Source organism: Streptomyces sp. NBC_01481 (genome assembly GCF_026339995.1).
GTDB lineage: Bacteria > Actinomycetota > Actinomycetes > Streptomycetales > Streptomycetaceae > Streptomyces.
Genome location: NZ_JAPEPT010000002.1, coordinates 1,198,002 through 1,220,767, shown reverse-complemented (window position 1 = coordinate 1,220,767; position 22,766 = coordinate 1,198,002). Strand labels below are relative to the sequence as shown.

The window sequence follows — 22,766 nt, the reverse complement described above, 5'->3', positions numbered from 1 at the left end:
GGCGACCACGGAGTAGACATCGACAACCTTGTTGCCTACTGTCTTAGGCAACAAGGTTGTCGAATTGAGGAGAATGATGAACGCCACACTTCCGGGTCCCACGCTTGCGGGTATCTCCCACCACCTCACTGAGGTCAACGGAACTCAGTTGCACTACGCAGCGGCGGGAACCAGTGGATCGCCAGTCCTTCTGGTCCACGGGTTTCCCGAGAGCTGGTGGACCTTCCACAAGATCATCCCGCTCCTAGCGGAGAGCCACCGGGTCTTCGCCGTCGACCTGCGCGGCTTCGGGGACTCCGACAACGGGCCGGGTGAGTACGACAGCAAGACCTCGGCCGAGGACCTGCACCTTCTCATCGAACAGCTCGATGTCGGCCCGGTCCACCTGACCGGTCAGGACATCAGCGGAGCGACCGTCTTCCGCCTGGCGGCCACCCACCCGCAGGACGTACGTAGTCTCACCGCCATCGAGATGGGCCTGCCCGGATTCGGCCTCGAAATACTGGCCGACATCACCCACGGCGGCGCCTGGCACATCGGTGTCCTCGCCGCACCCGGCATCCCCGAGATGCTCCTGGCCGGCCGCGAGCGGGAATTTCTGGGAGAGTTCGCATTCCCCGCCATGAACGCGACCCCAGGAGCCATTACCGACACCGACATCGAGGAGTTCGCCCGCACCTACTCGCGCCCCAACGGCTGGCGCGGAGCGATCGGCCTCTACCAGTCGATGCTGAGGGAGGGGCCCGAGATCAAGGCTCTTGCCGACACGCACGGCCTGACTGTGCCCGTACTCGCGGTCGGCGCGGGCGGAGGTCCCTTCACAGCTGACACCATGTCCCAGGCGGCAGCAACCGAAGTGAGCTCGGTGTCACTCGACGGTGTGGGTCACTATGCCGCGATGGAGGCCCCTGCGGAGTTGGCCAAGGCCATTCTCGAATTCATCGGGAACATCGACGCCCTTTAGTGTTCTGACCGCACCGGTTCGCCGATCGTGTCAGTGACGACGGGGCGTCCACCCCAGCGGATGCCCTTTTCGCTGCGGATGCGGGCGCGCTCCTTGCGTTCGGCGGCCAGAACGTCGCGGTGGCGGGCGTTGGCGTTTGCGCCAGCGCAGGTAGGCGTGCAGGGCCCGGGTCTGCACGGTGTGGTTGGGATAGTTCGAGTTGGCGATGGTGAACTGCCTCAGCGGTCCGAAGTGCGCCTCGATCGGGTTCGCCCACGAGGCGTAGGTCGGGGTGAAGCACAACTCGACCTTGTGCTTCTTCGCCCAGCGGCGGATGTCGGCGCCTTTGTGGGCGGACAGGTTGTCCAAGATGGCATAGATCGGTGCGCCATCGGGCCGGGCGGCACGGATGGACTTCAGCGCGGCCAGCGTGTTCGCGGCACCCTTCCTGCGCTGGTTGACGCCCCACAGCCGGTCGTCACCGACCGAATAGCAGCCGTGGAAGTAGCGCACTCCGTGAGTGCGGTGGTAAGTGGCCGGCACCCGGTCGGGATGTCTCCGTTCGGCCCAGCCCGAGCCTGCGGTGGGCCGGATTCCGAGCGGGCCGAACTCATCGAAGGCGAACACGCGGTCGGAAAAGCGGTCCAGGACCTCCTCGATCCGGTCCAGCTCCGCCTCGCCGTCCGGGTCGGGTGATTCCTTCCATGTCTTGGTGCGCTGGAAGGTGACGCCGCGGCGGGCGAGCAGGCTGCGTAAGGTCTCACGGCCGATGCGGATGATCCGGCCGTGGACTTTCCGCAGATAGGCGACGAGTTTGCGCAGCGACCAGCGGGTGAAGGGCTGGCCGAGCGTGGCGGGGCGGGTGGTGGCCGTCTGGATGACGAAGTCCTCGTCATCAGGGCTGAGTTGGCGGGGACGGCCTCCCGCCCATTGAGGGTCCAGACAGGCCAGGCCGATCTGGTTGAACCGGTGGATCACATCCCGGACAGTGTCCTCGTCGGCCTGCACCAACTGGGCGATCACCGGCACCCGGTTCCCGCCGGCCGAGGCCAGCAGCATCATCGCCCGCCGGTAGCGCACCGAACTGGTGCTGCCCCGGCGCACGATCTGCTGCAGCTTCTGCCCTTCCTGGTCAGTCAGTCTGCGCACACGGACAGGCTCGGCCACCGCGCCTCCAGCAGTTGGATCGACGTCACCGCACATCCAACCGCCACCACCAACCCGGCGAACCTATGCGGTCACAGCACTAGCCGCGCTGGGCCCCCGGCGCTTCCGCTGCTGTCCCTCAGCGCTTCTGGCGCCGGCCGTCCCTCCACACCTGCACGATGTCGGCCGCACACGCCGCCAGAAGCACCAGAGGGACCCAGAAGCGGTACGAGGCCACGCCTTGACTGCGTAGCGCGTGGCTCCACGCCACGACGACCAGCACGGCGAGGAGCCCGACCGCGAGGACCCGTCGCCGCTGGGCCCGCCGCTTGCGGCCCGGCCCGTCGGCCAATCGGGATGCGTAGATCTCCACATCACCGAATTCCCCCTGGGCCGTCGGCTCCGGTGCCGCGGCCAGGTGAGAGCGGGCTTCGGCCACATGTCCCCGCGCATCCGCCGCCGACATGCCATGACGTCCACGCAGCAGCCCGTCCAGGCGCCGGAGCCACGCCTCGCTGCCCCCACCCCGGGCCGGGGCGAACCACCTGTCTGCTGTCCTGTCGGGCAGGCGGTGCGCGCCCACCATCACCGCTGCCGATGCCGCGAGCAGTACTGGCGCGGGCAGCGAGAACAGGGCGTGATGGGGCAGCAGGGAAGCGGCGGCGATCCCGCCCACCAACGTCACTGCGAACGCTCCGAGACACGCCCGCATGGCCGCCATGCGGCCCGCGGTGCGCAGAGCGAGCGCGACACAGGCGACCACGGTGGCTGCGGCGAGCGCTCCGACGCCTGTCAGCGTCGCCCACGACACATCGGCCCGTATCCCGTTGCGGACCCAGAGGCTCGCGCTCAGCAGGACTCCATTGAACCCGGCCACCGCGAGCCCGGCGGTGAACCGCTCACCAGCCGTCGTGCCCGCCAGGTCCACCCTGCTTGTGTGCGCCTCGTCGATGCGTTCGGCCGCAACCGAGGCTGCGTACTGCCGGGGGTCGTCGAACAGGTCCCGCGCCGACCTGCCGGTCTCGGTCACCGTCTCGTGGACCTCGGAGAGAGCCTGGTCCGCCAGCCCCTTCTGGGGGTTGTGCTTCAGAACCAGTTCGCGTTCGAAGGCGGCAGCCCACCTCTCGTCCTCCTCTCGGGTCCACTTGATGCTTGTGTTCGCCGTCACAGTCCTTCCCCTCCCGTAAGCGCCGTCACTGTGGTGCTGAAGTCCTTCCAGGCCGTGCGCTGATCCTCAAGGCGCCTTCGGCCCTCTGCGGTGATGAGGTAGTACTTGCGCCCCGGCCCGGCCTCTCCGGCCGCCCACTGCACCTCGACGGCGCCTTCCTCCGCCAGGCGGGCAAGCGCGGGGTAGAGCGTGGCGGGCTTCACGTTGCCGAGGCCGGCCGACGACAGGCGGGTCAGCAACGCGTAGCCGTAGCTGGGCCCTTCGGCTTCCAAGACGCCCAGCAGGCAGAGCTGCAGGCATGCGCGCACCCACGCCGGGTGAGGTCCGGCCATGAGGACCAGCCCCTTCTCGAAGTCTCGACCAGTTCGAGAATCGCAAGTCCAGGAACAAGAAGACGGCCATCTCACAGGATGCGGGCGGTCGGGAGTGACGGGGTCTTCCACAGGTCATTCCGTCGGCGTGCCTACCCGCAGCCGATTGCCGTCAGGGTCACGCAGCTCGATCTCGCGCGCCCACGGGGCGTCCTTCGCCTGTGCGCCGAATTCGGCGGCGACGGCGTCGACATCACGGACGCGGAGGTACACCAGAGTGTCGGGGCGGGCGTCGTCCTTGTGCTCCGACAAGAACAGCCGCACCCGGCCACGGGTGATCTCGACGAACGCGGGAAACCCCGGCTCGAAGCGATGCTCCCACTGCTTGGCGAAGCCCAGACGGCCGTACCACGCGACCGCAGCGGTGGCATCCCGGACGTGAAGGATTGGAATGACTTCCTCGTTCATGCGACCCGTCTTCCTGAAGTTCTTCCCGTTCGGCTCTTCATGCTTCCGGGCCCACAGGCAGGGAACGTCGCCCTCGAAGAGGACATCCGACTGCATCCTTGGAACTAGTACGGCAACCACGGCGCGGTCGTGCGAGCGGCCCCGAACGAGGTGACAGTTGCACCACCACGGCTACCTCTGGACCGGCCCGAAACAGCGATTCGACCAGGAGGGCCTACGCCGCGCCTCGTACGCCTCCGACCTGCCGCCCATGGAGACGGCGCACTGGCTCATGAAGTCCGCGTCCTCAATCCAAGGCACGTGGCAGGAGCCCAAGGAGGCTGCGGCCTCGGCTCGGTGAGCGCCTCGCCGAGTGGGGACAGACCGTGACAGCGGCCGCCTGACCACCCTGCTCAACTCCGCTACTGAGCACCTCGGTTGGGGCGGGGATCTCTCCCTCGGCTACTACCTCGAACGCCCCGTCTTCCTGTCCCTGGCTCTGGTGACCGCTCACCGAACCGCGCCGCGCGCACGACCTCCGCTGCCTCGGCAGCCAGCTCCCTCGGGCCCTTGTTCACGCAGGCGACCCAGCTCTACGCTCCGAGCAGCGCCCGGCACAGGAGGACCCCCGCGTGAACTTCGTCAGCCTTGTCACCCTTCTGCCCTTAGCCGTGATCTTGTCCTTGCCGGTGATCGCCATCATCGTCCGCCGCGGAACAGCATCGCGAGGACGGGCCCACAGGGAGATCGAGTTCAGGAATGCCCTGCCTGCCCGGTCGACGTCGGAGGGGGAAACGGACAGGCTCGCGCTGGGCGCCCTGGACCACCTCTGCAGCACGAGCGGGAGTGTTCCTGACGTGTTCGTCGACATGTCCGGCTACTTCCGGCAGATGGCCTGGAATCCCGCGGATGTGCATCACATCATGGGCAGGCTGGAGGACCTGGGGCTCGCCCGTCAGCAGGTGACCGACCATCATCCGTTCAACCCCGGCCGCTACCGGGCCACCGCAGTGGGAGTCAGAGAGAACGTGGCGAACTACGGCCGCAGGCACGCGCCTTCTGGTGTCACCATCCATCAGACGTCCAGTTCCGGCGACAATCACATCTCGGGGAATTTCAACAGCCCCGGGGCGACCTCCACCACCTATCAGTCCCACAGCGAGCAAGGCCGGGTCAGCTACCAGGAGTTGGCACAGCAACTGAGGAATGAGGCCGACCGCGCTCCGCAGGAGCAGGCCGATGTCGCCGCAAGCCATGCGGATGTCCTCGACGCGGCGCTGGCCGACGGCGACGAGCAGGCTCGCGATCAGGCGGTGGGACGGATCCAGCGGTTCCTGCAGACGGCCGGTACCGGATTCGAGGCCACGCAGCGGTTGCTGAGCCTGATCAACTCCTAGGTTCCATCCGGCTGAGGAACGTGTCCAGGGCCTCCCGATAGCGATCCGGCTCCTCAACCTTCGCCAGATGGGCGCTGTCCTCGAAGACCACCCACTCCGCGCCCGCCCGGCCCCCGCGGACGACGATGAGGGGCGCTTTCCCGCCGGGCGCCGGGTGCGGGCCCACCATCTGGTCGCAGGTGAAGTACCCGCGGAACGGGACCGTTCCCTCCGTCATCGGCATGGCACACCTCCCGTCGATCTCCCGCACGACGCCCATTGGCCCTGCCGGGCCTGCCCAGCCACCCGCACCGCGCGCCGCGCCGCCGCGCCCGTGGTAGAGAGGGCTCATGAACCGCGACGAGCTGATTTGGTTCCTCCGCAGGTACAAGCTCGCCGTCCAGTCGACAGTGACCCCGGACGGCGCGCCCCAGGCCGCCGTCGTCGGGTTTGCGGTCAGTGACGACCTCGAGATCGTCTTCGACACCGTCGAGACGACGCGCAAGTGGCTCAACCTGCGCGCCGACCCCCGCATCGCGCTCGTGATCGGCTGGGACGACGCGATCACCGCGCAGATCGAGGGCGTCGCCGACTTCCCCACCGGCGCCGAGCTCGAGCGCATTCAGGCGTGCTACTTCTCCGTGTATCCCGACGGCCGGGACCGGCTGTCCTGGCCCGGAATCACCCATGTGCGGGTACGGCCGGCCTGGGTGCGGTACAGCGACTTCACCCAGGACCCGCCCCATATCGCCGAACTGCCCATGTCATAACCGGGCAACCGTCAGGGCGCCGCGGTGAGAGCGGGCTTGGCGGCGGCTCGCACGGGGCCCGGGCCGTCTTCGAGGACGAGGCGGGCAGTCGCTGAGACCGCAGCGCATCTTGCCGGTAGCGGCACGGCTTGATTCTCGCGCGGCCGGGCTTTCACCCACTCGGGTGACTGCCCGGCTGCGCGGCTTCTGCGGTCCGGCTCTCAGCGATGGGTCACGGGAGTCCTATGGCTTCGTCAGAGTTGACCTCGAAGTACTCGTTGACGGAGATGCCGACTGTCGGAGGATCGATGAGATTGCGCACATCGTCGACTGACGGTGCCTCCCACAGGCAGTGGGCCCGCGTCCCGTCCGCAGCGGGCAGTACCTGGTGGACCGTCAGGCCGGCCGGGAGATTTTCGGCCGTTTCTTTGGCAAGTGGAAAGAACTTCGCTGGATCTTTAACGGTGTGAGTCACTCCAATGAGCATGGCTCCTCATCTCTTCTCTGAACCTATGGGACAGGGCCGAAGGCCCATCGACGTCGGGGCTCGTCAGGCTTGGCAGAACCGGGCGACGCTGACCGACAGGCGCTGGGAAGCCCATGAAGATCTTGAAATCGCGATCAGACCTCGTCTCGAGGTCTACGTGTTTTCAGTTTCGGCCACATCACGCTGGGCCGCCTGTCACGCCGCTTGGCAGTTCCCCGCCGGCCGGGGCCGAGAGCCCGCTGACGGGCCGCCCCGTTCCCGCGGTCAGCGATTTTCCGTTACTTCGCGACGGATGGTGACGTTTACCCAGATGGGAACATACATTCGAGAATGAGGTGTGGCCGACGACACCGCACGAGCTCATGTCTGGCCCCGGCATGAGCCGGGTGAGCAGGAGTGGAGGCTGGCATGGATCCGGGTCTCGCTCACCCGCAAGCAGCAGCGCTCTCTGTCCTTCACGATTACTGAGGCTTTCTTGGTGCGTCGCCGCCCAAACCCTCCGCCAGCACCTCCGCCAGGTGCCTCCCCCTCCGCCCCTCCAGGTGTTCCAGCTGCGTACGGCACGAGAAGCCGTCCGCCAGGATTTCCGTGGACTGTCCCGCCGCCCGCACCGACGGGAGCAGTTGGTCCTCCGCGCAGGCGACCGATACCTCGTAGTGGCCCTTCTCGAAGCCGAAGTTGCCCGCGAGGCCGCAGCAGCCGCCGCTCAACTCGCCCTCCAGGCCGGCCCGTTCGCGCAGGCGGCGGTCCGCCTTGTCGCCCAGGACCGCGTGCTGGTGGCAGTGGGTCTGGCCCGCGACCGGGCGGTTCAGGCGGGGCGGCTCCCAGTCCGGGGCGCATTCCTCCAGGGCCTGGGCGAAGGTGCGGACCGAGGCCGCGAGGCGGGCCGCCCGCGGGTCGTCGGTCAGGAGTTCCGGCAGGTCCGTCTTGAGGGCCGCCGCGCAGCTCGGCTCCAGGACCACCACCGGGACGCCCAGGTCGAGCAGGGGCTCCACCGTGTCCAGGGTCCTGCGCATGACGGCCCGGGCCCGGTCGAGCTGGCCCGTCGAGACATACGTCAGGCCGCAGCAGACCCGGCCCGGCGGCAGGGCGATGCCGATGCCCGCCGACTCCATGACCTTCACGGCCGCCCGGCCCACGGACGGCGAGAGGTGGTCGGTGAAGGTGTCCGGCCACAGCACCGCCGTGCGGCTGCGGGTGAGGACCTCCGTACGGGTGGCCAGGTGGTCCCGCAGCCAGCTGCGGAAGGTCTGCGGCGCCAGCAGCGGAAGGGCACGTTCGGGGGCGATGCCTCCGAGGCGCTTCGCGAGCGCCGCCAGCGGGCGCACCCGCGCCACCGCGTTGACCAGCCGCGCGTACGGCGCGGCCGCCCGCAGCCACTGAGGCAGTCGGCCCATCGCGTAGTGCGAGGCGGGCCGCACCCGGTGCGCGTAGTGGTGGTGCAGGAATTCCGCCTTGTACGTGGCCATGTCGACGCCCACCGGACAGTCGCTTCGGCACCCCTTGCAGGACAGACACAGGTCGAGCGCGTCCCGCACCTCGTGCGAGCGCCAGCGGCCGTGGACCACCTCGCCCGCGAGCATCTCGTGCAGCAGCCGCGCCCGTCCTCGCGTGGAGTGCTGCTCCTCGCCCGTCGCGCGGAAGGAGGGGCACATCACGTCCGGCCCCGAACTCGGCCCCGTCACCCGGCACTTGGCGACGCCCACGCACCGCCGTACCGCCGCCGAGAAGTCCCCGCCGTCCCCGCCGTCGTGCGGATAGCCGAAGGCCACCTCGACGCGTTCGCGCGGCAGGACGGAGAAGCGGAGGTTCGCGTCCAGCCGCGAAGGCCGGGCCAGCATGCCCGGGTTCATGCCGCCCGCCGGGTCCCAGACGTCCTTGACCCGGCCGAAGAGGGCGACCAGTTCGTCGCCGTACATCTTCGGCAGCAGCTCCGCACGCGCCTGGCCGTCGCCGTGCTCGCCCGACAGCGAGCCACCGTGCGCGACGACCAGGTCCGCCACCTCCTGCGAGAAGCGCCGGAAGGCCCGCACACCGTCGTCGCTCATCAGGTCGAAGTCGATACGGACATGGATGCAGCCGTCACCGAAGTGCCCGTACGGCGTGCCGCGCAGACCGTGCGCCGTGAGCAGGGCGCGGAAGTCCCGCAGATACGCGCCGAGCCGCGCGGGCGGCACCGCGCAGTCCTCCCAGCCCGGCCAGGCCTCGGCCCCGTCGGCGGTGCGGGTCGCGGTGCCCGCCGCGTCCTCGCGGACCCGCCACAGCGCCCGCATTCCGGCCGGGTCGTCCACGACCGTGCCGTCCAGCGCGTCGGCCGCCCGCACGATGTCATCGGCGCGGGACCGCGCCTCGGCCGCCGTGCCGCCGCCCGTCTCCACGAACAGCCAGGCCTCGCCGCGCGGCAGCCCCCGCTCGCCGCGCACCAGATCCTCGGCCATCCCCTCGACGGTCAGCGGCCGGTGCGTCAGCAGCCCGGCCGCCGCGTCCGCCGCCGCGCTTTCGTCCGGGTAGCCGAGCACGGCGAGCGCACGCGCGCGTGGCGCGTCGACGAGCCGTACGGATGCTTCCGTCAGCACCCCCAGCGTGCCCTCGCTGCCGCAGAACGACCGCGCCAGGTCGACGCCCTTCTCGGGCAGCAGCGCATCCAGCGCGTATCCGGAGATCCGGCGCGGCAGCCCGTCGGGGTAACCGGTCCGCAGGAGAGCGAGATTCCGGTCGACCAGCTCGCGCAAGCCCGTCGGAGCGCCGGGAGCCGCGTGAGCGCCTTCCCAGCCCTGGCCGAGACGCAGCTCGGCCCCGCCGTACGTCACGACCGACAGTGCGCGGACGTTGTCGGCGGTCGTGCCCCACGCCACCGAGTGCGCGCCGCAGGAGTTGTTGCCGATCATCCCGCCGAGCGTGCAGCGGCTGTGCGTGGAGGGATCGGGCCCGAAGGTGAGCCCGTCGGGCCGTACGGCATCGCGCAGCGTGTCCAGTACGACGCCGGGCTGCACCACCGCCGTGCGCGCCTCGGCGTCGATCGCGACGACGGCGTTCATGTGGCGGGTGAAGTCGAGGACGACGCCGATGCCGGTGGCCTGCCCGGCGATGGATGTACCGGCGCCGCGCGGCACCACCGGCACCCCGCGCGTACGGCACACCTCCAGGGCGGCGGCCACGTCCGCCGCGTCGCGCGGCGCGACGACGCCGACCGGCACCCGCCGGTAGTTGGAGGCGTCCATCGTCATCAGGGCCCGGGCCGCCGCGCTGAAGTCCACCTCGCCGCCCACCGCCCGCGTGAGCGCCCGCGCCAGTTCGCCCGTCTCGCGCCGGCTCCGCACTGCCCCTCGATGCTCAGCCATGTGTCTCAGGATGCCCCTGTCGCTCACATCACACCGGAACGAAACCTGCCGGTTGCGGGCACCGCGTACCGTCGCGGGAGCGGAAAGCCCGCCAGGAACTGCCCAGTCCGATCGCCAACTCTCCTATAGTGACCACCACTTGATCAGGGAACAAGCGGCTCCAGTTACGCCCTCGCCACCCCGGAAGGCAACACTCGATGACCGGCACCCCGCAGAACCGATGACCCCCGCCACGCGGTCGGTCCCCCCGGCGCGGCTCCACCCCGCGCGCGCCGGGACGACCGTCAACGCCCTGAAGATCGTCGTCGTGGGCGGTTACGGGGTCGGCAAGACGACGATGGTCCGCTCCGTCAGCGAGATCCGTCCGCTGCACACGGAGGAGGTCATGGGCCTCGCCGACACCCGCCCCGGCAGCCCCGGCCCCGACGACACCCGTCGCACCGGCCCCGCCCCCGACGACATCCGCCGCGTCCGCGCAAAGGGCTCCACGACCGTCGCCTTCGACTTCGGCCGCATCACGATCGACGACCGCAGCATCCTGTATCTCTTCGGCACGCCCGGCCAGGAACGCTTCGGGTTTCTGTGGGATCGCCTCTTCGAGGGAACGCTCGGCGCGGTCGTCCTCGTCGACACCCGCTCGCTGCCCGACGCCTGGTACGCGCTGGACCGCCTGGAGCAGCACGGCACGCCCTTCATCGTCGCCGTCAACGACTTCGGCGGGCCCCTGCACAGCGAGGAGCAGATCCGCGAGGCGCTGGCGCTGGGGGCGGAGGTGCCGTTGGTGGAGTTCGACGCCCGCGACCACTCCTCCAGCAAGTTCGTCCTGCTCGCGCTGGTCGAGCATCTGCACGAGCTGTCCGTAAGGGAGCACGAGCTGTCCCCAGGAGAGAAAGACTGACGCACAAGCCCCCGACGCGCAGGTCAGGCGGCCGGGAGCCCGTCTCAGCCGCCGGACCGCGTGTCCACCACGGCCCGGGACCGGTATACGCTCCGGAACGTGGCTGAGATCCAGATTCCCGCTGACATCAAGCCCGCCGACGGCCGTTTCGGCGCGGGCCCCTCCAAGGTGCGTACGGAGGCGCTGGACGCCCTGGCCGCCACCGGCACCTCTCTCCTCGGTACGTCCCACCGCCAGGCCCCGGTGAAGAACCTGGTCGGCGCGGTGCGCGACGGCGTACGCGACCTCTTCCAGCTCCCCGATGGCTACGAGGTCATCCTGGGCAACGGCGGTTCGACCGCTTTCTGGGACATCGCGACGCACGGCCTGATCGAGAACAAGTCCCAGCACCTGTCCTTCGGCGAGTTCTCCTCCAAGTTCGCCAAGGCCGCGAAGCTCGCGCCGTGGCTGGCCGAGCCGACCGTCATCACTTCCGACCCGGGCACGCACCCGGACCCGGAGGCGGAGGCGGGCATCGACGTGTACGCCTTCACCCACAACGAGACCTCGACCGGCGTCGCTGCCCCCATCAAGCGCGTGTCTGGCGCCGACGAGGGCGCACTCGTCCTGGTCGACGCCACGTCCGGCGCGGGCGGCCTTCCCGTCGACATCGCCGAGTCGGACGTCTACTACTTCGCCCCGCAGAAGTCCTTCGCCTCCGACGGCGGCCTGTGGATCGGGGTCTTCTCCCCGGCCGCGCTGGAGCGCGCCGCGCGTATCCACGGCTCGGGCCGCCATGTGCCGGAGTTCTTCAGCCTGCCGACGGCGATCGACAACTCCCTGAAGAACCAGACGTACAACACACCCGCTCTGGCGACGGTCTTCCTGCTCAACGAGCAGCTGAAGTGGCTGAACGGCCAGGGCGGCCTGGACTGGTCGGTCGGCCGCACGGCGACGAGCTCGCGGACGCTGTACGGATGGGCCGAGGCGTCCAAGTACGCGACCCCGTTCGTGGCCGACCCGGCGAAGCGCTCGCAGGTCATCGGCACGATCGACTTCACGGACGACATCGACGCGGCGGCCGTCGCGAAGGCGCTGCGTGCGAACGGCATCGTCGACACGGAGCCGTACCGCAAGCTGGGCCGCAACCAGCTGCGGGTGGCGATGTTCCCGGCGATCGACCCGGCGGACGTCGAGGCGCTGACGGCGTGCATCGACTACGTGATCGAGAAGCTGTAGCGCCGAAGCTGTAGCGCTACGGAGGTGTACGGGGACGGGCCCGGCGGCGTGACGCTGCCGGGCCCGTTCCCGTTCCCCGGCCCGCTTCCCGGTCAGCCCATGTGCGCCTTGACGTAGTCGACGACCTCGCCGAACTCCTTGCTCGGCGAGAAGTCCACGTACTCGCAGTCCTCCAGGGCCTCCGGGACGTGACCGGGCGGCCAGTAGAAGGCCTCGCCCGCCTCGTAGATCTCGTCCCCCGAAGGCGTCCGCATCTTCAGCCGCCCGCTGAAGAGATATCCCCAGTGCGGGCACTGGCACATGTCGCCGGGCAGGCCCTTCACGGCCGGTGCCATGTCCGTGCCCTTGGGGAATTTCACGAACGCGGCGGTCATGTCACCGCCGACTTCCTTCATGCGCAGCTCTACGCCGCCGCCCTCGATGGTGACGGGGGTCTCGTCCCGCGTGGTTGCCGTCATGGTTCCTCCCGTACTGGCCCCCCGGCTCCCTTCCAGTTTCGTACCGGAGGGCGCTGTCTGCCGTATGGACCACCGCAGCGGGCGGGCTCGTCTCCCTCTCCTGATGCTGGTTGGTGTGCACCCGCCACCGTCACCACCGTCAGGAGCAATACCTGTGGCCCGTTTCCGCTTCCGTATCCGGCGGCTCCCCGCCGCCGTCCTGCTGGCCGTCGGCTGCCTCGCCGGGCTGGTGTCCGCCCCCGCCGCGGCCGGGGATTCCGGCGCAACCGGTCACAACGACGCACTGCGTGAAAGCATCGAGGAACTGGTCCGCGCGCCCGGCGGCCCGCCCGGAGTCATCGCCGTACTGCAGCGCCGGGGCAAGACGGAGCTCTACCGTGCCGGCGTCTCCGAGCTCGGCACCGACCGGCGGCCGCAGCCGACCGACCACATGCGCATCGCCAGCACGGCCAAGGCCTTCAGCGGAGCCGTCGCCCTGCAACTGGTCGACCGCGGACTGCTCGGCCTCGACGACACGATCGGCGAGCGCCTGCCCGCGCTCCCCGCGGCCTGGCACGCGGTGACGCTCCGGCAGCTGCTCAACCACACCAGCGGCCTGCCGGACTACACCTCGTCCCCGGAACTCCTCGCGATCCTGACCGCAGACCCGCACCACCTCTTCGACTCCCGCCGCCTCCTCGACTTCGTGGCCGACGAACCGCTGGGCTTCCCTCCCGGTTCGCAGTACCGGTACTCGAACTCGGACAACATCGCCGTGGCGCTCATGGCCGAGGCGGTGACCGGCCGACGGTACGAGGAGCTGCTGCGGAGGACCGTCTACCGCCCGCTCGGCCTGCGGAACACCAGCCTCCCGCAGGGCTTCCGCCTCCCCAAGCCCTATCTGCACGGCTACGCCGTCGACCCGCCGAACCCCCCGGAGGACATCAGCACAGCACTCGGCGCGTCCGGCGTCTGGGCGTCCGGCGGCATCGTCTCCACCCCCAGGGACCTGACCCGATTCATCCGCGCCTACGCGGGCGGCGACCTCATCTCGAAGCCGACACGCCACCAGCAGCTGCAATGGCGCGCCGGCGCCTCCGAACCGGCGGGCCCGGGCGTCAACGCCACCGGCCTGGCGATCTTCCGCTACACGACGCGGTGCGGGGTCGTGTACGGCCACACGGGCAACTTCCCCGGCTACACCCAGCTGATGGCGGCGACGCCGGACGGGGAGCGGTCGCTGACGTTCTCGATCACCACGCACGTGAACAAGGACAACAAGCCGGAGCTGCTGGCGGAACTCCGGTCGGTCCAGGAGGACTTCATCTGCGCGCTGCTGCGTCGGTGACGCCTGCGGCGGGCTTTCCCCTACCCGCCCCTTCCCGAACTGGGGCAAGCCCCAGACCCCGTACGCCCTTCGGGCGTGTCCTCAATCGCCGGACGGGCTGGATGTGCGGCTCGGCCGCACATTCAGCCCCGCCGGCGTTTGAGGCGCGGGGGTCCGGGGGCAGCGCCCCCGGTTACGGGAAAGGGCGGGGTGGGGAAAGAACCCCCCGAACGTGACGCGGCGCGCAGAACGTGCATTCATGGAGGTATGAGTACGAGCCCGGGGCTCATCCCCTTCGAAAAACAGTGGGCTGTTCTGCTCACCAGCTACAAACAGGACGGCACCCCCGTCGGTACCCCCGTCAGCATCGTCGTCGACGGCGACCACGCATACGTCCGCACCTACGCCACGTCCGGCAAGGCCAAGCGGATGCGGAACAACCCGGAGATCGAGCTCGCGCCCTGCACGGCGCGCGGCAAGCCGACCGGGCCGGCGATCAAGGCCAGGGTGCGGCTGCTCGACCCGGGCAGCGAGGAGAGCCAACACGCGTCGAAGATGCTTCTGCACGAGCACCCGTTCATGCACGGCGCGCTGGTCCCGATCGCGCACAAGGTGATGCGGGACAAGACGCTGCACTACGAGGTGCGCCCGCTCTAGCCCGTGCGCCCCGGCCCCCGCTCGGCCCCGTCTAGTCTCGCCGCAGCAGCCGCTTGAACCCGAAGAAGAGCGCCGTGCCACCGGCGAGGGCGATCAGCCCGTACGTGAAGTTGCCGGTCCCGCCACTGCCGCCCCCGTCGCCCGAACTCCCGCTCTCGGAGGGCGACGTGCGGCCCCTGTCCGGCGAGGACTCCTTCCCGAGGGCGACCCGCTTCACGTCGCTCTGCTCGCCCTCCGAGCCGAACATCAGCGCCTTGCCGTCGAGGGTGTACGTCACCGACTCGGCCTGCCCCTGAAGGGGCGCCTTCACGCGGTGGTCGGCGCCGAGGCGGCCGCCGTTCCACTCGTATCCGCGCGCGCTGAAGTAGGAGCGCAGCACCAGTTCCCTGCCGTCGGGCGAGAAGGCCCCGTCGGTCACCCAGGGCACCTCGCCGATCCGCCGGAAGGTGTTCGTGCCCGAGGAGGTGAGCTTGGCGGGCCCCTCGTACAGCCCGCCGCCGTCCTCGTTCTTCGACGCGATGTAGACCCGCCCGGTCGTGGGATGCACCATCAGCGCCTCGGCGTTCCGTGCCCCGTCCTCGTACTTGACGGTGTACTGCGTCGCCCGGACGGTCATGTCCTTGAGGGCCTTCGGCTCGGGGAACGCGTAGATCCAGACGTGGTCCCAGCTGCCGTTGAGGTTGTCGCCGATGTCCCCGACGTAGACCTTCCCGTCAGGGCCGACCGAGACGGCCTCCATGTCACGGGGCTTCCCGACCCCGCTGAGGGTGATCGTCGCGACGGTCTCGCCGGTCTTGGAATCGACCGCGAAGACGCGCGGCTCGTCCTGGTCGTTGTGCGTCCAGTACACCCCTGGGTGCGCCCGGCTGGCCGCGAGCCCGCTGGACTCCGTGATGCGCGGGTCCTTGATCGTGAACCCGGAGTCGTCGTCGGCGGACGCGGGGACGGCGGCGAGCACCAGGACCGCGAAGGACGCGGCAACGGCTCCGGCGGCCCCGGTGACGTACGGAAGCGAACGCATGCCCCCCAGCCTGCCACCTCACCCTTGATGCCTCCGGTCCGGCGGCCGTGGTCAGCCTCACATCGCAGGTGCGGGGCTTGATCGGACATGATGGCCCCCATGCGTTTCATGTTCGTCGGCGACTCCATGACCATCGGACGCGCCGGCGACTACACCTGGCGCTACCGGATGTGGCAGCACCTTGCCACGACCTTCGAGGGCCCGTACGAGATCGTCGGCCCCCGGACCGAGCTCTACGACACGGCGGCGAACGCGCCGGTCTCCCACACCTACGCCGACCCGGCCTTCCCGGCCGAAGCCCGCCGCCATCTGTCCGGCTGGGGCGAGGGCTGGCTCCACATGGCCCCGGTCATCCGCGAGGCGGTCGCCACGGAACGGGTGGACATCCTGCTGGTCTCGCTCGGCCTGATAGACCTCGGCTTCTACACGGACAGCACCCAAACCGCGCTGAACGCCCGCCAGTTCATGGCCGAGGCCCGCGCGGCCAACCCGCATGTACGGATGGTCCTGCTGCCGGTCATCCCCAACATACGGGCCCGCTCCGACGCCCCCTTCGCGGCGGAGTGCGACCGTTTCAACGAACTCCTGGCCAAGGCGGTCGCCGACCTGGACACGGCCTCCTCGCCGGTCCTGCTGGCGTCGCCGCCGCAGTCGTACGCCCTCGACACGGACACATACGACGGGACGCACCCGGGCCCGACGGGCGAACACAAACTGGCGGCGGCGTTCGCGGGGGCGATGCACCAGGCATGGGGGCTGGGCGGGCGATACGCGGCGACGGCGGGACCGTCAGGCAGGCGTACTGCCCACCAGCAGCACCTTGATCGCGACACGGGAGCCGTCAATGCTGTACGTGGCACGGTAACGCCCAACTCGTAACCGACGCATATTGGTTCCGCCGAGTTTGTTGCTCGTAGGCGGCTCAGGGTCCACAGCAAGGGCGTTGATCGCCTGAGTCAGAGGCCGGACCGCGTCTCCGTCACGAGCCTTGAGGTGCCTGAGGCCTTCCGCCGCTTTGCGCTCCCAGATGATCGTGAACCTCATGAGGCGATGTCCTTCAGCATCGCCTCGACCTCGGCATGTGTGTAGACCTGGCCGCCCGAGCGCATGTTGCGAAGGGAGATCGACAGATCGGCGAAGTCGAGCGCCTGCTCCTTGTCCTCCGGACCGGACGCACTGTCGACGAGAGCCTGAGCCCACCAGTCGTCCAGGAATGCCTCGAAGATCGCCCCCTCGGACAGGGTGGAGAGTTCGGCGTCCAGGTCGGCGAGCCGTTCGGGCTTCAGGGCCGCGCGAATCCCCTTGAGGTTGCGCGGTACCACGTCCCCCGTGAAGCCGAGGTCCTGCCGGGCCTCCTCCAGGATGTCGCTCCATGTCGCCATGCCCCTGATCCTCTCCTGGACTGTCTGCCGGGCTACGGCAGCAGCGTAGGGCGCGCTATGCACCGGTGCCGCCTTCCTGCAGGAGTGTCCGCCAGGACACTCCTCTGGCCTTTGGACGTGGACGGGAGGCCGCGCCGAGGCGGCACGGGCCGCAGTGGGTCTCGTCCCCCACCGGGCGGAAGACATGGTCGTCCCCCGGCCCCTCACAGATCACCAGCCCACGCGGCGCTGCGACGGCGGGCTCGGGTGCAGCCGGGAGCTTGTGCAGAAGGCGGTGCCGCAGGAAGCCCACCGCCGAGCGAACCCCGCCCGCCGGGAGCCCTGCTGTCAGCGCCCGCCGCAAATCGGAGGCGGAGACGCCGCACCGGAGCCATTCCGCTGCCGGCTCCGCAAGGCTCCTGGCCTCCCGTACTCCGAGCAGCAGGTCCCGGTGGTCGTGCCGCAGCGACAGCAACACCCGTTCGGCCTGAGCGACTTCGGGCCGCTGGCCTTCGGGTGGTGGGTGGGGAAGGTTCTTCTCCCGTTCTTCTTCCTTGGGAGGAGTGCCGACGATCCGTTCATCCCGTTCACCGACCGCCGGGGGCTGCTCATTCGGCGGCTCCTCGGGCGGGACACCGTTCCGGAGCCGGGACGCCTCCTCACGCGTGAGGGTGACGTTCGAGAGGAGCTGATCCGTGGACCAGAGTCCGCCTGCTCCCTGCCACCGCCAGACGTGCAAGTACCCACAGGTTTCGAGGAGTTCCTTCGCCCGCTGGTAGGCGCGGGTCTTCATGCCCAGCTTCGCCGCGTGTTCGCTGAGCGGCCTCGCCAAGTCGGACTCGGGGAGCCCCTGCACGTACAGGAGCAGGATCTTCGCGTCGCTGCTCAGCTCTGGATGGCGTACGACGTCGTGCGAAGCCTTCGTGAAGCGCCGAGGGGGCGCGATAGCATGCCTGAGCATCCCGGTGGACCTCTGGATTCCACTCGTGGTGAAGGTCCTCGGATGGTGTTGGCGCACCGCCGGGGACCGCCCCGTTTTACGGAGCGTGATGACGCGATCACCGTACAGCACACATGACCGTCTCGTGCAACAACTCCGGTTCTACGAACGGAACTTCGATTGACGGCCGCGACCGCCACTCCAGCGGCCACGTCAGCCCGTCCAGCGCGGGCACCCCGACGAACGCAGCGCCCCGCCCGCTCCGGGTGAGCGCCCGCGCACCCGAAGGCCACGCGTACGTCCCCGCCGTTTGCGGCGGCAACAGGAAGTACATGTACCGCTCCCCAGTGGCCTCACGGATGATGGGCCCGGCGCGGAAGTCAGTGAACTGCATCAGTTCGTACGCGACTTGCTCACCGGAGAACCCGGCGATGCGCACGGCGTCGAAGTGGATACCGGCATGTCGCAGCGCATGTCCGGACGCGGGTACCCAGGAGGGGACTGTTTCTCGGTTCATGAAACAGACGATTCCGCGCCGGGGTTCAATGTGACCAGCACCACACGAGGGTCGTGCAGGTCTGTGCACTTGGGGAGGACGCCGTGCACACCAGTGAACGAGGGTCGAGGTCCTTCGGCGCGTTACTGCGCTTCTATCGCGAGCGAGCCGACTTGTCGCAGGAGGCTTTGGCCGGGCGCATCGGTTTCTCCAAGTCCCAAGTGGCCATGGTGGAGCGGGGAGAACGACAGCCCCGTGGCAGGTTCGTCGCCGACGCGGACGAGGTGCTGGGTGCACAAGGTGCACTCGTGGTGCTGGCGAGCAAGGAGTTCGAGGACAGTGGTGTCCCACCGTGGACCGAGGACTACCTGGCCGAGGAGAAGAAGGCTGTCTCCCTCCACTCGTACCAGAGCCATGTGATCCCCGGCGCGCTGCAGACCGAGGCGTACGCGCGAGCGGTCTTCAACTGCAACTACTGCCCACCGCTGGACGACGAGGAGATCGAGAAGCGGGTGGAGGCGCGGCTGGAACGGCAGAATCTCTTCCACCGCAAGCCCACGCCCATCATCAGCTATGTGCTGGAGCAGAGCGCGCTCACCCGGCCTCTCGGTGGCCCTTCGGTTCTTCGGGAGCAGCTGCACCACGTGCTCGGAATCGGCCGACTGCGCCATGTCGAGATCCAGGTCATGCCACATGACCGGCAGACCCATGCCGGGCTCGCGGGGCCCATGATTCTGCTGGAGACCGCGGAGCGGCGTCAGCTCGCGTACATCGAGGGGCATCGCGGCGGGTACTTCGTGAGCGAACAGCCGGACCTAGGAGATCTGTTCGGCAAATATGGCATTCTGCGGGCTCAGGCACTCAATCCCGAAGAGTCCGCGAAACTGATCGAGCAGGTGGCAGAGGGGCTATGAGCACGGACCTGGAGTGGTTCAAGAGCAGCTACAGCAGCGAAGAGGGCGAGTGCGTCGAGGTCGCGAACGGTACCCGCGCCATCCACGTCCGCGACTCCAAGGACACGACCCGCCCTGCCCTCGCCCTCTCCCCCGCCGCCTGGACCGCCCTCATCGAGACAGTCAGGCGTACTGCCTGACGGCCCTCAGAACACGAACGGGCCTGGGGTCTGCGCGGACGTGGCGTTGCACGTCACCGTGATGCCGAAGACCACGACCGTTAGCGACTTTCCCTCCAGGCTGTCGCCCGCGGCGACCGTCCCGGTCAGCGGGCCCGTCGACACGTCGCCCCCGGCCGGGATGGCCGGGTTGGAGCTGCCGGTGAACGTCGCCGTGCCGGAGCCGTTCTTGGTGAGGTCGAGGGTCGACTTGACCGAGTTCTCCGAGATGGCGATGGGCGACTTGATGGCCGAAGTCGACACGCTGATGGTCGTGGCCGTGCCGTCCTGGGTGGCCGTGAGCGTTGCCGTGCCGGAGCCGTAGGAACCGCAGTCGAAGGAGATGGTGGCTGTCTCCGGCGTCACAGCGGTGGCGATGGGTGCCATGACGAGCACGCCTGCGGCGACAGCTCCGCCCAGTAACGCGCCTGTTGTGAATGTGCCGTACTTCATGGGGGTCCCGCCTTCGTGTGGGGGTTACGGGTTGGCGTCACCGGCCACCACGTCCGATCCGCGGCCCAGCTCCTGACGGGCAGTCAGCGACACTGTCATTGCGGCATGGACACCTCAAAATGGCAAGGCAGATTCCGCAAGCTTCGCCGCGCACCGGCCAATTCCGGCCTTCACATTCGCGGAGCCGATCTGGCACCCGTACCCGTCAACTGCCCTTACAGAAAGGGCTCGCCGCCACGCGATGTGAGACCCCCGCCTCCTGCGGAAACGCAGGGAGGCGGGGGTCTTCTCGTTGCCGCGGGGTGATCGACGAGTGCGCCCAGTCGTGCCCACGAAGCTGCCCGGTTCGCCGTGAGCCGGTCGGCTCCGGGCCGGGAGATGCAGGGTTACCACCACACCACGAAGTACCCGTCGGCGCTAAACTCGCCTGCGCCACCAGGGGAGCCTGTAGTGCCTGCCGCTCCGCCGGTACCGCCTGCACCCCCTGTGCCGCTGGGACCGGGCAGGGCGACGATGCCATCCGGAGGCGTGCCACCCTCGCCACCGGCCTGGGTGCCGGCGATCCCGCTGGAACCACTGTCACCCTGCCGTGTGACACCGCCTCCTGCACACGTGCCGCTGCCGCCAGCGCCACCGGCGCCGGGGGTCCCGTCGGCTTCGCCCCCGCCACCGCCCCCGCCACCGCCCTGTCCACCAGTGGCGGTGACCAGCACGGAGGCGTCAGGCGCGGTCAGCGTCGTCGGACCCCCCAGGAAGCCGGGGTTGCCGTCATCGCCCGGACCACCGCTCGATCCTCCCACGCCGCCGGCGCCGCCGAAGTTGCCGTCGCCCACGTCAACCGGGTAGGAGTCACCGGGCGTGACCGGTACCAGGCACCAGGCGAGCCCCCCAGCCCCGCCTCCTCCACCGCCTCCACCGTCGCCGCTCAGCGGGGAGGAAGCACCTCCTCCGGCACCGCCTCCGCCGCCACCCGCTCCCCATGCCTGGACGAAGACCGACGTGACGCCCTCGGGCGGGACGAAGGTTCCGTCCGTGGTGAACTCCTGCAGCCCATGCAGATCGAGACCGGCCGGACCTGTGGCACCCGTGGCACCAGCCGGACCTGTGGGACCGGTGTCTCCCGTGGCACCAGGACCTGTGGGACCGGTGTCTCCCGTGGCACCAGCCGGACCTGTGGGACCGGTGTCTCCCGTGGCACCAGCCGGACCTGTGGGACCGGTGTCTCCCGTGGCACCAGCCGGACCTGTGGGACCGGTGGGCCCCTGCTTGCACTTGTCGCGGTCGGACGGCCCGTACAGTCCGACCGCGCCGAACGCCGACCTGGGCTCTCCCTTAGCCGGGTTGCACTCGCCGCCGCCCGGTTGCCGTGCCGTACTCACACCTGCTGTAGCTGACGCAGCCTGCGCCGAAGCGACTGCGGGACCTACAAGTCCCGAAAGCACCAGGGCCATGGAGGCCATGGCGCCGACGACGGCCCAGCTTCCCCTTCTCGGCAGTGGCCCTAGTGCTGACGGCGCCCTGCGCTCAGGACTCATACCCAGCTCCCTTACGAAACCGATTCGACAGATGATCCGGAAGCCAGACGAGCTTCCCCCGGCGACATCGGCATGCAGCTGCAGCCACTTGAGAATTCTGAATCTATATCACCATATTGGCCTATCTGCGTCTGAGAACTGCAGGCGCAGCGGTCGGAGCGGCGTGCGGGCGCATTCGTCGGCCGTCCCGTGGGGAGCCGAGAGGGAACGGCGAGGGCGTGTCGCAGCACGCGGCGGGGTGCCACACTGCGTCTACAGCGCATTCAGGCACCAATCGAGACGACCTCTAAGCCCGGGTGAGCCGGTTGGCGAGCGTCGACATCGTGTACGTGCCGATGCCCATGACCACCTCCAGCGCGTTCTGCTCGGTATAGCCGTGCGCGAAGAACGCCTTCAGCTCCTCGTCGCCCACGCCGCCCGCCGTACGCAGCGCCTCCAGCGTGAACTGCCGTACCGCTTCGAGCCGTTCGTCGCCCACCGGTCTCCGCTCGCGCAGCGCGGCGATCAACTCCTCGTCCGCGCCCAGCGCCCGCAGCTTGCCGGTGTGCATCTCCACGCACACATGGCACTCGTTCCGCGTCGCGACCACCATGATGACCACCTCGCGGGCGAGCGGATCCAGGGTCGCCTGCTCGAACATCGCGCTGAGCTTCAGGAAGCCGTCCAGCAGCTGCGGCGAGGAGGCGAGCCGCGCGACGGCGGGCGGCAGGTGGCCCAGATGCTTGATCGTGGACTCCATGGCGCGACGCGACGCGGGCGGGGCCGATTCCAGGGTGTGTTCGGTGAACATGCGAGAGCCTCCTACAATCGACAACATGGTTGACGATAAAAGGTAAACCAGGTTGTCGAATCGCGCAACGGTCTTGGCGACACGCCTGGTTACGAGCTGCCCCTGCTCCTGTTCGCCGGGTTCCGCTCCCTCATCGACCGCCTCCACGCCGAACTGGCCCAGCAGGGCCACCCGGATGTCCGGCCCGCGTACGGCTTCGCGATGCAGGCGATCGGCGCGGGCGGCGCGACCGCCAGCGAGGTCGGGCGGCGGCTCGGGGTCTCCAAACAGGCCGCGGGCAAGACGGTCGACCGCCTCGTCACCCTCGGCTACGCGGAGCGCACGGACGACCCGTCCGACGCCCGCCGCAAGCTCGTCCGCCTCACCGCGCACGGCATCGACGCGCTGACCCGCTCGGCGGCGATCTTCGACGAACTGCGGGCGGAGTGGGCGGGCGCGGTCGGCGCGGGGCGCGTGCGCGAGATCGAGGAGACGCTGCGGACGGTCGTCCCGGCGGATGCGTTCCGGCTGGACGCGGCGGGGTGGTTCGGCGGCGCGTGACGAGTCCTCGCCAC

The 22,766-nt window shown here is 69.3% G+C and carries 25 protein-coding genes and 2 pseudogenes; 12 read left to right on the top strand and 15 right to left on the bottom strand.

Going from position 1 to position 22,766, the window contains the following annotated elements; all coding sequences use genetic code 11:
• Positions 1–76 precede the first annotated feature (76 nt).
• Complete coding sequence (locus tag OOK40_RS16285; protein WP_266481438.1) at positions 77–964, top strand: alpha/beta fold hydrolase; 888 nt, start codon at positions 77–79, stop codon at positions 962–964.
• Here the strand turns inward: OOK40_RS16285 and OOK40_RS16280 are convergent.
• The 4 genes and pseudogenes from OOK40_RS16280 to OOK40_RS16265 all read right to left on the bottom strand — a co-directional run bounded on the left by OOK40_RS16280 (position 961) and on the right by OOK40_RS16265 (position 4,036).
• Positions 961–2,110: pseudogene (locus OOK40_RS16280) on the bottom strand (IS630 family transposase). The gene OOK40_RS16285 and the pseudogene OOK40_RS16280 sit on opposite strands and share 4 nt — an antisense overlap.
• Positions 2,111–2,228: 118 nt before the next feature.
• On the bottom strand, positions 2,229–3,257 hold the full coding sequence (locus OOK40_RS16275; protein ID WP_266481435.1) for a hypothetical protein: 1,029 nt from the start codon (positions 3,255–3,257) through the stop codon (positions 2,229–2,231).
• Positions 3,254–3,589 carry a PadR family transcriptional regulator gene (locus tag OOK40_RS16270; RefSeq protein ID WP_266481434.1) on the bottom strand — a complete coding sequence of 112 codons (336 nt, stop codon included), beginning with the start codon at positions 3,587–3,589 and terminating at the stop codon, positions 3,254–3,256. The genes OOK40_RS16275 and OOK40_RS16270 overlap by 4 nt, the downstream gene beginning before the upstream one ends.
• Positions 3,590–3,703: 114 nt before the next feature.
• Positions 3,704–4,036, bottom strand: a complete 333-nt coding sequence (locus OOK40_RS16265) for a glyoxalase superfamily protein (RefSeq protein WP_266481432.1) — start codon at positions 4,034–4,036, stop codon at positions 3,704–3,706.
• A 157-nt stretch (positions 4,037–4,193) separates the two neighbouring features.
• Here OOK40_RS16265 and OOK40_RS16260 point away from each other — a divergent pair.
• Positions 4,194–4,523: pseudogene (locus OOK40_RS16260) on the top strand (hypothetical protein); the annotation flags it as partial.
• Positions 4,524–4,647: 124 nt separating this feature from the next.
• Complete coding sequence (locus OOK40_RS16255) at positions 4,648–5,412, top strand: hypothetical protein (RefSeq protein WP_266481804.1); 765 nt, start codon at positions 4,648–4,650, stop codon at positions 5,410–5,412.
• Here OOK40_RS16255 and OOK40_RS16250 read toward each other — a convergent pair.
• Complete coding sequence (locus OOK40_RS16250; protein WP_266481429.1) at positions 5,402–5,635, bottom strand: hypothetical protein; 234 nt, start codon at positions 5,633–5,635, stop codon at positions 5,402–5,404. The genes OOK40_RS16255 and OOK40_RS16250 overlap by 11 nt on opposite strands.
• Positions 5,636–5,741: 106 nt before the next feature.
• Between OOK40_RS16250 and OOK40_RS16245 the strand changes: the two genes are divergently transcribed.
• Positions 5,742–6,161: a pyridoxamine 5'-phosphate oxidase family protein gene (locus tag OOK40_RS16245; RefSeq protein ID WP_266481427.1), complete on the top strand. Its 420-nt coding sequence runs from the start codon at positions 5,742–5,744 to the stop codon at positions 6,159–6,161.
• A gap of 211 nt (positions 6,162–6,372) precedes the next feature.
• Here the strand turns inward: OOK40_RS16245 and OOK40_RS16240 are convergent, their stop codons facing one another.
• On the bottom strand, positions 6,373–6,615 hold the full coding sequence (locus tag OOK40_RS16240; RefSeq protein ID WP_266481425.1) for a hypothetical protein: 243 nt from the start codon (positions 6,613–6,615) through the stop codon (positions 6,373–6,375).
• Positions 6,616–7,088: 473 nt separating this feature from the next.
• On the bottom strand, positions 7,089–9,968 hold the full coding sequence (locus OOK40_RS16235) for an FAD-binding and (Fe-S)-binding domain-containing protein (RefSeq protein WP_266481423.1): 2,880 nt from the start codon (positions 9,966–9,968) through the stop codon (positions 7,089–7,091).
• A 220-nt stretch (positions 9,969–10,188) separates the two neighbouring features.
• On the opposite strand from OOK40_RS16235, the gene OOK40_RS16230 reads away from it, so the two are divergent.
• Positions 10,189–10,866 carry an ATP/GTP-binding protein gene (locus tag OOK40_RS16230; RefSeq protein ID WP_266481421.1) on the top strand — a complete coding sequence of 226 codons (678 nt, stop codon included), beginning with the start codon at positions 10,189–10,191 and terminating at the stop codon, positions 10,864–10,866.
• 99 nt (positions 10,867–10,965) lie between these two features.
• A complete protein-coding gene (serC, locus tag OOK40_RS16225; RefSeq protein ID WP_266481419.1) occupies positions 10,966–12,084 on the top strand; it encodes a phosphoserine transaminase in 1,119 nt (372 codons plus the stop codon).
• Between the two features lie 92 nt (positions 12,085–12,176).
• Here serC and OOK40_RS16220 read toward each other — a convergent pair whose 3' ends face one another.
• Positions 12,177–12,542 carry a hypothetical protein gene (locus tag OOK40_RS16220; RefSeq protein WP_266481417.1) on the bottom strand — a complete coding sequence of 122 codons (366 nt, stop codon included), beginning with the start codon at positions 12,540–12,542 and terminating at the stop codon, positions 12,177–12,179.
• A gap of 226 nt (positions 12,543–12,768) precedes the next feature.
• Between OOK40_RS16220 and OOK40_RS16215 the strand changes: the two genes are divergently transcribed.
• Both OOK40_RS16215 and OOK40_RS16210 read left to right on the top strand, forming a co-directional pair.
• Positions 12,769–13,869: a serine hydrolase gene (locus OOK40_RS16215; protein WP_266481784.1), complete on the top strand. Its 1,101-nt coding sequence runs from the start codon at positions 12,769–12,771 to the stop codon at positions 13,867–13,869.
• A 246-nt stretch (positions 13,870–14,115) separates the two neighbouring features.
• Positions 14,116–14,505 carry a PPOX class F420-dependent oxidoreductase gene (locus OOK40_RS16210; protein WP_266481413.1) on the top strand — a complete coding sequence of 130 codons (390 nt, stop codon included), beginning with the start codon at positions 14,116–14,118 and terminating at the stop codon, positions 14,503–14,505.
• Positions 14,506–14,536: 31 nt separating this feature from the next.
• Here OOK40_RS16210 and OOK40_RS16205 read toward each other — a convergent pair whose 3' ends face one another.
• Complete coding sequence (locus tag OOK40_RS16205) at positions 14,537–15,526, bottom strand: WD40 repeat domain-containing protein (protein WP_266481411.1); 990 nt, start codon at positions 15,524–15,526, stop codon at positions 14,537–14,539.
• A 99-nt stretch (positions 15,527–15,625) separates the two neighbouring features.
• Between OOK40_RS16205 and OOK40_RS16200 the strand changes: the two genes are divergently transcribed.
• A complete protein-coding gene (locus OOK40_RS16200) occupies positions 15,626–16,405 on the top strand; it encodes a GDSL-type esterase/lipase family protein (protein ID WP_266481409.1) in 780 nt (259 codons plus the stop codon).
• Here OOK40_RS16200 and OOK40_RS16195 read toward each other — a convergent pair.
• The 4 genes from OOK40_RS16195 to OOK40_RS16180 form a co-directional block, all read right to left on the bottom strand.
• Positions 16,316–16,570: a type II toxin-antitoxin system RelE/ParE family toxin gene (locus OOK40_RS16195; protein ID WP_266481407.1), complete on the bottom strand. Its 255-nt coding sequence runs from the start codon at positions 16,568–16,570 to the stop codon at positions 16,316–16,318. The two genes, OOK40_RS16200 and OOK40_RS16195, sit on opposite strands and share 90 nt — an antisense overlap.
• A complete protein-coding gene (locus tag OOK40_RS16190; protein ID WP_266481404.1) occupies positions 16,567–16,908 on the bottom strand; it encodes a hypothetical protein in 342 nt (113 codons plus the stop codon). Before OOK40_RS16190 ends, OOK40_RS16195 begins: the two co-directional genes overlap by 4 nt.
• Positions 16,909–16,963: 55 nt before the next feature.
• Positions 16,964–17,848 carry a hypothetical protein gene (locus OOK40_RS16185; protein WP_266481402.1) on the bottom strand — a complete coding sequence of 295 codons (885 nt, stop codon included), beginning with the start codon at positions 17,846–17,848 and terminating at the stop codon, positions 16,964–16,966.
• Positions 17,849–17,945: 97 nt separating this feature from the next.
• A complete protein-coding gene (locus tag OOK40_RS16180) occupies positions 17,946–18,344 on the bottom strand; it encodes a hypothetical protein (protein WP_266481399.1) in 399 nt (132 codons plus the stop codon).
• Positions 18,345–18,427: 83 nt separating this feature from the next.
• Here OOK40_RS16180 and OOK40_RS16175 point away from each other — a divergent pair, with 83 nt between their 5' ends.
• Entirely contained in the window at positions 18,428–19,237 is an 810-nt protein-coding gene (locus OOK40_RS16175) for a helix-turn-helix transcriptional regulator (RefSeq protein ID WP_266481396.1), read from the top strand.
• Entirely contained in the window at positions 19,234–19,416 is a 183-nt protein-coding gene (locus tag OOK40_RS16170; RefSeq protein ID WP_266481393.1) for a DUF397 domain-containing protein, read from the top strand. Before OOK40_RS16175 ends, OOK40_RS16170 begins: the two co-directional genes overlap by 4 nt.
• Positions 19,417–19,422: 6 nt before the next feature.
• On the opposite strand, the gene OOK40_RS16165 is transcribed toward OOK40_RS16170, so the two are convergent.
• Both OOK40_RS16165 and OOK40_RS16160 read right to left on the bottom strand, forming a co-directional pair.
• On the bottom strand, positions 19,423–19,887 hold the full coding sequence (locus tag OOK40_RS16165) for a hypothetical protein (RefSeq protein WP_266481391.1): 465 nt from the start codon (positions 19,885–19,887) through the stop codon (positions 19,423–19,425).
• 1,821 nt (positions 19,888–21,708) lie between these two features.
• Positions 21,709–22,212: a carboxymuconolactone decarboxylase family protein gene (locus OOK40_RS16160; RefSeq protein ID WP_266481388.1), complete on the bottom strand. Its 504-nt coding sequence runs from the start codon at positions 22,210–22,212 to the stop codon at positions 21,709–21,711.
• Positions 22,213–22,308: 96 nt separating this feature from the next.
• Here OOK40_RS16160 and OOK40_RS16155 point away from each other — a divergent pair, with 96 nt between their 5' ends.
• The gene (locus OOK40_RS16155; protein ID WP_266481782.1) at positions 22,309–22,752 is read left to right on the top strand and encodes a MarR family winged helix-turn-helix transcriptional regulator; all 444 of its coding nucleotides are present in this window, start codon (positions 22,309–22,311) and stop codon (positions 22,750–22,752) included.
• Positions 22,753–22,766 lie beyond the last annotated feature (14 nt).

Bases quoted from the DNA above. Each gene is read 5' to 3' on its own strand.
- OOK40_RS16245 (WP_266481427.1), top strand. From the start codon at position 5,742: ATGAACCGCGACGAGCTGATTTGGTTCCTCCGCAGGTACAAGCTCGCC.
- OOK40_RS16285 (WP_266481438.1), top strand. From the start codon at position 77: ATGAACGCCACACTTCCGGGTCCCACGCTTGCGGGTATCTCCCACCAC.
- OOK40_RS16220 (WP_266481417.1), bottom strand. From the start codon at position 12,542: ATGACGGCAACCACGCGGGACGAGACCCCCGTCACCATCGAGGGCGGC.
- OOK40_RS16230 (WP_266481421.1), top strand. From the start codon at position 10,189: ATGACCCCCGCCACGCGGTCGGTCCCCCCGGCGCGGCTCCACCCCGCG.
- OOK40_RS16205 (WP_266481411.1), bottom strand. From the start codon at position 15,526: ATGCGTTCGCTTCCGTACGTCACCGGGGCCGCCGGAGCCGTTGCCGCG.
- OOK40_RS16200 (WP_266481409.1), top strand. From the start codon at position 15,626: ATGCGTTTCATGTTCGTCGGCGACTCCATGACCATCGGACGCGCCGGC.
- OOK40_RS16165 (WP_266481391.1), bottom strand. From the start codon at position 19,887: ATGAAGTACGGCACATTCACAACAGGCGCGTTACTGGGCGGAGCTGTC.
- OOK40_RS16180 (WP_266481399.1), bottom strand. From the start codon at position 18,344: ATGAACCGAGAAACAGTCCCCTCCTGGGTACCCGCGTCCGGACATGCG.
- OOK40_RS16270 (WP_266481434.1), bottom strand. From the start codon at position 3,589: ATGGCCGGACCTCACCCGGCGTGGGTGCGCGCATGCCTGCAGCTCTGC.
- OOK40_RS16250 (WP_266481429.1), bottom strand. From the start codon at position 5,635: ATGCCGATGACGGAGGGAACGGTCCCGTTCCGCGGGTACTTCACCTGC.
- OOK40_RS16185 (WP_266481402.1), bottom strand. From the start codon at position 17,848: ATGCTCAGGCATGCTATCGCGCCCCCTCGGCGCTTCACGAAGGCTTCG.
- OOK40_RS16160 (WP_266481388.1), bottom strand. From the start codon at position 22,212: ATGTTCACCGAACACACCCTGGAATCGGCCCCGCCCGCGTCGCGTCGC.
- OOK40_RS16170 (WP_266481393.1), top strand. From the start codon at position 19,234: ATGAGCACGGACCTGGAGTGGTTCAAGAGCAGCTACAGCAGCGAAGAG.
- OOK40_RS16210 (WP_266481413.1), top strand. From the start codon at position 14,116: ATGAGTACGAGCCCGGGGCTCATCCCCTTCGAAAAACAGTGGGCTGTT.
- OOK40_RS16190 (WP_266481404.1), bottom strand. From the start codon at position 16,908: ATGGCGACATGGAGCGACATCCTGGAGGAGGCCCGGCAGGACCTCGGC.
- OOK40_RS16195 (WP_266481407.1), bottom strand. From the start codon at position 16,570: ATGAGGTTCACGATCATCTGGGAGCGCAAAGCGGCGGAAGGCCTCAGG.
- OOK40_RS16265 (WP_266481432.1), bottom strand. From the start codon at position 4,036: ATGAACGAGGAAGTCATTCCAATCCTTCACGTCCGGGATGCCACCGCT.
- OOK40_RS16235 (WP_266481423.1), bottom strand. From the start codon at position 9,968: ATGGCTGAGCATCGAGGGGCAGTGCGGAGCCGGCGCGAGACGGGCGAA.